This window comes from Streptococcus sanguinis (assembly GCF_026781265.1).
In the GTDB taxonomy this organism is placed as follows: domain Bacteria; phylum Bacillota; class Bacilli; order Lactobacillales; family Streptococcaceae; genus Streptococcus; species Streptococcus sanguinis_T.
Map to the genome: position 1 here is coordinate 1 of NZ_JAKUVC010000016.1, position 2,571 is coordinate 2,571.

Annotated in this window: 3 protein-coding genes and 1 pseudogene; 3 read left to right on the plus strand and 1 reads right to left on the minus strand. The window is 32.1% G+C overall.

The features are described 5' to 3' along the window. From MK370_RS11280 to MK370_RS11290, 3 genes and pseudogenes are all read left to right on the plus strand, one after another. The coding region (locus MK370_RS11280) for a restriction endonuclease subunit S (RefSeq protein WP_268685319.1) at positions 1-589 on the plus strand (589 nt) is incomplete at its 5' end. A 56-nt stretch (positions 590-645) separates the two neighbouring features. Continuing rightward, positions 646-1,443: a tyrosine-type DNA invertase PsrA gene (gene psrA / locus MK370_RS11285; RefSeq protein ID WP_268685320.1), complete on the plus strand. Its 798-nt coding sequence runs from the start codon at positions 646-648 to the stop codon at positions 1,441-1,443. Positions 1,444-1,465: 22 nt separating this feature from the next. Continuing rightward, positions 1,466-2,056, plus strand: a pseudogene (locus MK370_RS11290) (restriction endonuclease subunit S); the annotation flags it as partial. Here MK370_RS11290 and MK370_RS11295 read toward each other — a convergent pair. Beyond that, positions 2,010-2,571: restriction endonuclease subunit S (locus MK370_RS11295; protein WP_268685321.1), on the minus strand; the 562-nt coding region annotated here is incomplete at its 5' end. The pseudogene MK370_RS11290 and the gene MK370_RS11295 sit on opposite strands and share 47 nt — an antisense overlap.

The following is a 2,571-nucleotide window of genomic DNA, read 5'->3' on the forward strand; positions in this document are numbered from 1 at the left end:
TTCTCAAGGAGATGATAACTCTCCTTATGAGGAAGTACCCTATGAAATACCAGTAAGTTGGGAATGGGTGAGGTTAAACGATATAACCTCCTACATTCAACGAGGGAAATCTCCAAAATATTCAAATATTCCTATGTACCCTGTGATTGCTCAGAAATGTAACCAATGGTCTGGTTTTTCCATTGACTTAGCAAAATTTATTGCTCCTGAAACAGTTAATAGTTACCAGGAAGAAAGATTATTAAGAGATGGTGATTTAATGTGGAATTCAACAGGTTTAGGTACGTTAGGAAGATTAGCTATTTACAGTGAAAATAAAAATCCTTATGGCTGGGCTGTTGCAGATAGCCATGTTACAGTCATAAGAGTCTTATCGGGATTTATTAACTACCATTTCATCTATAATTTTCTTTCCTCTCCTATTGTGCAGTCAGTTATTGAAGAAAAAGCATCGGGTAGTACAAAACAAAAAGAATTATTAACGAAAACTATAAAAGAATATCTAATTCCTCTCCCCCCACTATCCGAACAATCCAGAATCGTTGATAAAATCGAACAATCTATCAATATCATTGACGCACTAATTTAGTATAATAGTTTTACGTGCGGTGGAATTTCTATCAAACATAAGATAGGAGTTTTACATTGAAAGATTTTGAATTACATTTGAAGAAATCTGGTTTAGCTGAAAATACTGTGCGTTCGTACCTTTATGGTGTTCGATTTTTCTTGGAAAATTACGAACTCAAAATGGAAGATTTATTTGAATACAAAGGATATTTATTAGACAATTTTAAACCTAAAACTATCAATTTGCGACTACAAGGAGTAAATAAATATCTGGCTTTTATTGGTCATGATGATTTGAAATTAAAATTTGTCAAAGTACAGCAAAAGCCATTCTTAGAAGATGTCATTAGTCATGCTGATTATCTTTTTCTTAAACGTAGTTTGAAAAAAGATGGTATTTTAAAATGGCATTTTGTTGTATGGTTTTTAGGTGCAACTGGAGCTCGTGTAAGTGAACTTATTAAATTAAAAGTAGAACATGTTGAAATTGGTTATTTTGATATTTACTCAAAAGGTGGTAAAATTCGTAGACTGTACATTCCTAAAAGATTAAGAAATAGTTGTCTAAAATGCTTAGAGACAGAAAATCGCCGAAGTGGTTACTTATTTTTGAACAAATTTAACGAACCAATTACAGCAAGAGGAGTTGCTCAACAGTTAAAAAATTATGCGGATAAATACAAAATGAATCCTAAAGTAATTTACCCTCATTCTTTTAGGCATTTATTTGCTAAGAATTTTTTAGAGAAGTATAACGATATCGCTTTGCTTGCAGATTTGATGGGACACGAAAGTATAGAAACTACTCGAATCTATCTAAGGAAAACAGCTACTGAACAACAAAATATTGTAGATAAAATTGTTAATTGGTAAAAAATAGCAGGAAGTCGGATAGACTTTCTGCTATTTTTGTGATTATGGCTCTCCTTATGGGAACAAAGATGAAACAACCTCTTATCCTGTATATGAAATCCCAGAAGCATGGAGATATATTAAATTTGCTAGCCTAGTTAACTTCAGAATAGGAAAAACTCCTCCACGCAGTGAAGCTACTTTTTGGGGAACTGAAATACCTTGGGTATCTATATCAGATATGCCTATATCTGGTTATGTAACTAATACGAGAGAATCTATTTCTAAATTAGCATTAAAATCAAAGAAAATAGACATTTCACCTAAAGGAACTTTATTAATGAGTTTTAAATTATCTATTGGAAAAGTCGCCATATTGGATATTCCTGCCACTCATAATGAAGCTATTATATCGATATTCCCCTATGCTAATAAAGAAAATATTATCAGAGATTACTTGATGATATTTTTGCCACTTATCTCTACTTCAGGCAATTCTAAAGATGCTATTAAAGGAAAAACATTAAATAGTACCAGTATTTCTGAGTTATTAATCCCTATTTCTAACCATGAAGAGATGAGAAGAATCATTTCCAAAGTTGATTTACTTTTTCAAAAAGTTTCTCAACTTTAGAACTAGTGCATTTCTGTTCTTTTTGAGGAGGTAGAGAAATTGTTATGTTTCCTAAATTTTTGATACTAACTCCACCAATTATACCAGATTTACTCTCCTGAAAATCACTGAGAAATTGCGGGCTTTGAAGAAAATAGTAGAGCCATTTATTTTCTCCATAATAAAAGGATAGGCTACATAATTTATTACCGAAACAAACATCTTGTTCCAATAACCCTATTTTGCGTCCAGCACTACCACCTTCTAAGCACATCAATACAGAATTGGAATAGCTGATTTTGAATTTTGATAAATATCTATCGGAAATTCTAATGCCGTTATCATAATTAATAGTGCTATCAAAATTGACATCCTTGGTTGCGATATAATTAACCCCATCTACTCCAGAAAAATATTTTTTCTTTTCAGTAGCGTTAATACTGTTTCCAGTGTAAAGATTGGATACACTATCTAGAGTTGAGAGAAGCCAGTTTTCTGGTATCTTCCCATAAGGAGAGTTATCATCTCCTTGAGAA